The sequence below is a fragment of the Paracoccus sphaerophysae genome (assembly GCF_000763805.1).
Classification (GTDB): Bacteria; Pseudomonadota; Alphaproteobacteria; order Rhodobacterales; family Rhodobacteraceae; genus Paracoccus; species Paracoccus sphaerophysae.
This window is the reverse complement of record NZ_JRKS01000119.1, coordinates 1-3,859: the sequence shown is the minus strand read 5'-3', so window position 1 is coordinate 3,859 and position 3,859 is coordinate 1. Positions and strand designations below refer to the sequence as shown.

The following is a 3,859-nucleotide window of genomic DNA, read 5'->3' as shown; positions in this document are numbered from 1 at the left end:
GAGGGGGCGCGGCCGCCGCCGGTGCAGGCACAGCGCCAGGGGTGGGTGCCGTGCCAGCGGCGCCCACAGTCGCACCACCCGCAGTCGCACCACCCCCGGTCCCAGCGGAAGCCGCAGCCGCACCCCCCGCCAGCCACGGCCGCCCGTCCAGCCGCCGGCCGGCCGCGTCGGTCGCGGGCAGGCCGTCGCCGCCATGCCCGGCCTCGTCGCCCAGCCCTGGCTGAACGCCATGGCTTTCGCCCAAGCGGGTTTCCTCGGCGGTCTCGACCATCACCTTGTTCTTCAGCCCGCGGCCCAGATAGGCCTCGATCACCGCCTCGTTGGCCATGATGCTGTCGGCGGGGCCCTCGGCCAGCACCTTGCCCTCGGCCATCACGATGACCGGATCGCACAGCTTGCCGATGAAATCCATGTCGTGTTCGATCACGCAGAAGGTATAGCCGCGTTCGCGATTCAGCCGGATGATGGCGTCGGCGATGGTCATCAGCAGGGTGCGGTTCACCCCTGCGCCGACCTCGTCCAGGAACACGATCTTGGCGTCCACCATCATCGTTCGGCCCAGTTCCAGCAGCTTCTTCTGGCCGCCGGACAGGTTGCCTGCCTTTTCCTCGGCGACGTGGCTGATGGTGAGGAAGTCCAGCACCTCGTCGGCCCTGGCGCGCAGGGCGCGGTCCTGCTCGGCGATCCGGCGGCGGCCGAACCAGGTGTTCCACAGTGTCTCGCCGGCCTGGCCGGCGGGCACCATCATCAGGTTCTCGCGGACCGTCATGGTGGAAAACTCGTGCGCCATCTGGAAGGTGCGCAGCAGCCCCTTGTGAAACAGCGCGTGCGGCGGCAGGCCGTTGATGTCCTCGCCATCCATGACGACGCGGCCCGAGGTCGGCGGCAGGACCCCCGCAATCACGTTGAACAGGGTGGATTTGCCGGCGCCGTTGGGGCCGATCAGCCCGGTGATCGAGCCGGTCTCGATCGTCAGGCTGGCGCCATCGACGGCGCGAAAGCCGCCGAAATGCCGGTGCAGGTCATGGACCTGGATCATGCGTCGTGGTTCCCTCGTCTCACCCGGGGCCCTCGTCTCACCCGGGCCTTCGCTTCACCGGCGACGCGACCAGCGCAGGGCTGGGTCGTCATCGGATGCGGGCCGCTGGTGCGCCCCAAGGCGACCCCGCGGCCCTTGCCGTCATTCCCAGCAGATCGCGGTCAGTGCGTCTTGACCGCGTTCAGCTTGCCGCCCTTGAAGTCGACCTCGCGATAGGTGCCGGCGCTTTCGCCGGGACCGACCAGTTCGACGGCGGTTGCGCCGACATAGTCGATGTCCGTCCCTGCGGCCAGCAATTCCAGCCCCTTGGCGATCTCGCCGGGCAGGATCTTTTCGCCCGGCGCGTTGGCCACGTCCAGAACCTTGTCCTTGTAGACCTTGGGATCGGACGATTTCGCCGCCTGCATGGCGAACATCAGCAGCGCCGCGCCGTCATAGGCTTCGGCCGCAAAGGCATCCGAGCCCTCGAAGCCCGCCGCCTTGGCGTCAGCAGTGAACTTGTCGCGGCCCTCGCCCTCGGCCGAGGGGTTCTGGCCAAAGGATTTCTCCAGCTCGGCCCCGAACTTGTCGACCAGCGTCTGGCTGATCATGCCGTCGGTGAACACGAAGGTGTCGAAGGACCCCGCATCCAGCGACCCGCGCACGATGCCCGACCCGCCCTGGTCGACATAGCCCGCGACGACCAGCGCCTCGCCGCCGGCCGAGGCGAGCGCGCCGACTTCGGCCGCATAGTCGGCCTTGCCGTCGTCATGGGGCGAACTGACCGTGATCGTGCCGCCCTTGGCCTTGAAGGCGGTGGCAAAGCTGTCCGCCAGCCCCTTGCCATAGTCGTTGTTGGTATAGGTCACGGCCACGTTCTTGATGCCGCGGTCGGTGATGATGTCGGCCATCACCTCGCCCTGGCGGGCATCCGAGGGCGCGGTGCGGAAGAAGAAGCCCTTGTCGTCGATGGTGCTCAGCGCCGGCGAGGTCGCCGAGGGCGAGATCATCACCATTCCGTTCGGCACCGCCACCTTTTCAAGGCTGGCGATGGTTTCGCCCGAGCACATGCCGCCGACGATGCCGTTGACCTTGTCGGCGGTCACCAGCCGTTCGACGGCGGTGACCGAGGCCGCCGCATCGGCGCAGGTGTTGTCGGCCTGCACGACCGACACCTTTGACCCGTCCAGCAGCTTGCCGGAGTCCGTGGCCTCCTTGGCGGCGAGTTCCACGCCCTTCAGCATCGACGGCGCCATCGATTCCAGCGGGCCGGTAAAGCCCAGCGAGGCGCCAAGCTTGATATCCTCGGCCAGCGCACCGCCGGCGGCCAGCGCCAGCGCGGCGGTGGCGATCAGAAAACGGTTCATGGTGCATTCTCCCTGTTGATCTCATGCGGATGCCGGTTTGCTCCGGTCTGCCGAGTCGTTGCCCGGGCCCGCGCGCGTCTCCTCTCGTGCCACGGGTCGGGGGAGCCCCGGCCCGCGCGGATGGCGGGCCGGGGCGATCCGGTTCAGCGGACCTTGACGGTGTTCATGGTACCGCCCTTGAAGTCCAGCTCGCGGTAGGTGCCGGCGCTTTCGCCCGGTTCCACCAGCTCGACCGCCGAGGTGCCGTCATAGTCGATGTCGGTGCCCGCGGCGAGCAGCTCCAGCCCCTTGGCCAGTTCGCCCGCGCCGATCTTTTCGCCCGGCGCGTTGGCGATTTCCATGATCTTGTCCTTGTAGACCTTGGGGTCGGACGACTTGGCCGCCTGCATCGCCAGCATCATCAGCGCCGCCGCGTCATAGGCCTCGCCCGAAAAGACCGAGCTGCCGTCGAAGCCGCCGGCCTTGGCCGCCTCGACGAACTTGTCGCGGCCCTCGCCCTCGGAGGAGGGCATCTGGCCGAACGAGGTCTCCAGCTCGGCGCCGAACTTGTCGACCAGCGCCTGGCCCACCATCCCGTCGGGGAAGATGAAGGTCGAGAAGGCGCCCGAATCCAGCGCCCCGCGGGTGATCCCCGAGCCGCCCTGATCGACGTAGCCGACCACCGCCAGCGCGTCGCCGCCGGCCGCGGCCAGCGCGCCGACCTCGGCCGCATAGTCGGCCTTGCCGTCGTCATGGGCGGCGATCATTGTGACCTTCCCGCCCTTCTTCTCGAACGCGGCCTTGAAGGATTCGGCCAGCCCCTTGCCGTAGTCGTTGTTGGTATAGGTGATCGCCACGTTCTTGACGCCGTGTTCGGTGGCGATGTCGGCCATCACCTCGCCCTGGCGGGCGTCGGACGGCGAGGTGCGGAAGAAGAAGCCCTTGTCGTCGATGGTGGTCAGCGCCGGCGAGGTGTCCGAGGGCGAGATCATCACCACGCCGTTCGGCACCCCGACCTTTTCCAGCGTCGCGATGGTTTCGCCCGAACACATCCCGCCGACGATGCCGTTCACCTTGTCCGCGGTGACCAGCCGTTCGACGGCGGTGACGGCCGCGGCCGCATCGGCGCAGGTGTTGTCGGCGCGGATGGCGGTGACGGTCGATCCGTCCAGCAGCTTGCCCGAATCGCTGACTTCCTTGATCGCCAGTTCGGCGCCGCTGGCCATCGCCGGCGACATCGATTCCAGCGGCCCGGTGAAGCCCATCGAGATCCCGATCTTGATGTCCTCGGCCGAAGCCATCCCGGCGGTCAGCGCAATGGCGGCGCTGGCGATAAGCAGTTTTTTCATTGTCGGTCCTTTTCCCCCTGTGGGAAGCCCCGTGGGAAGCCCCGTGGGCAGCGGTGTCGTTCTGGAGCCGGAGACTAGGCAACGGCCGTGCGAAAGAAAAGCTTTCCGTGAGGGCGGGGCGCCCGCCGCCGCCCCCCCGCCCCCCC

The 3,859-nt window shown here is 68.2% G+C and carries 2 protein-coding genes and 1 pseudogene; all 3 read right to left on the bottom strand.

The window, feature by feature from the left end:
- Positions 1–262: 262 nt before the first annotated feature.
- A pseudogene (locus IC63_RS16590) lies at positions 263–1,039 on the bottom strand (ABC transporter ATP-binding protein); the annotation flags it as partial.
- 161 nt (positions 1,040–1,200) lie between these two features.
- A complete protein-coding gene (locus IC63_RS16585; RefSeq protein ID WP_036722676.1) occupies positions 1,201–2,385 on the bottom strand; it encodes an ABC transporter substrate-binding protein in 1,185 nt (394 codons plus the stop codon).
- A gap of 143 nt (positions 2,386–2,528) precedes the next feature.
- Positions 2,529–3,713 (bottom strand): ABC transporter substrate-binding protein, encoded by a 1,185-nt coding sequence (locus IC63_RS16580; protein WP_036722674.1) that lies wholly within the window; start codon positions 3,711–3,713, stop codon positions 2,529–2,531.
- Between the last annotated feature and the right edge of the window lie 146 nt (positions 3,714–3,859).

Bases quoted from the DNA above. Each gene is read 5' to 3' on its own strand.
- IC63_RS16585 (WP_036722676.1), bottom strand. From the start codon at position 2,385: ATGAACCGTTTTCTGATCGCCACCGCCGCGCTGGCGCTGGCCGCCGGC.
- IC63_RS16580 (WP_036722674.1), bottom strand. From the start codon at position 3,713: ATGAAAAAACTGCTTATCGCCAGCGCCGCCATTGCGCTGACCGCCGGG.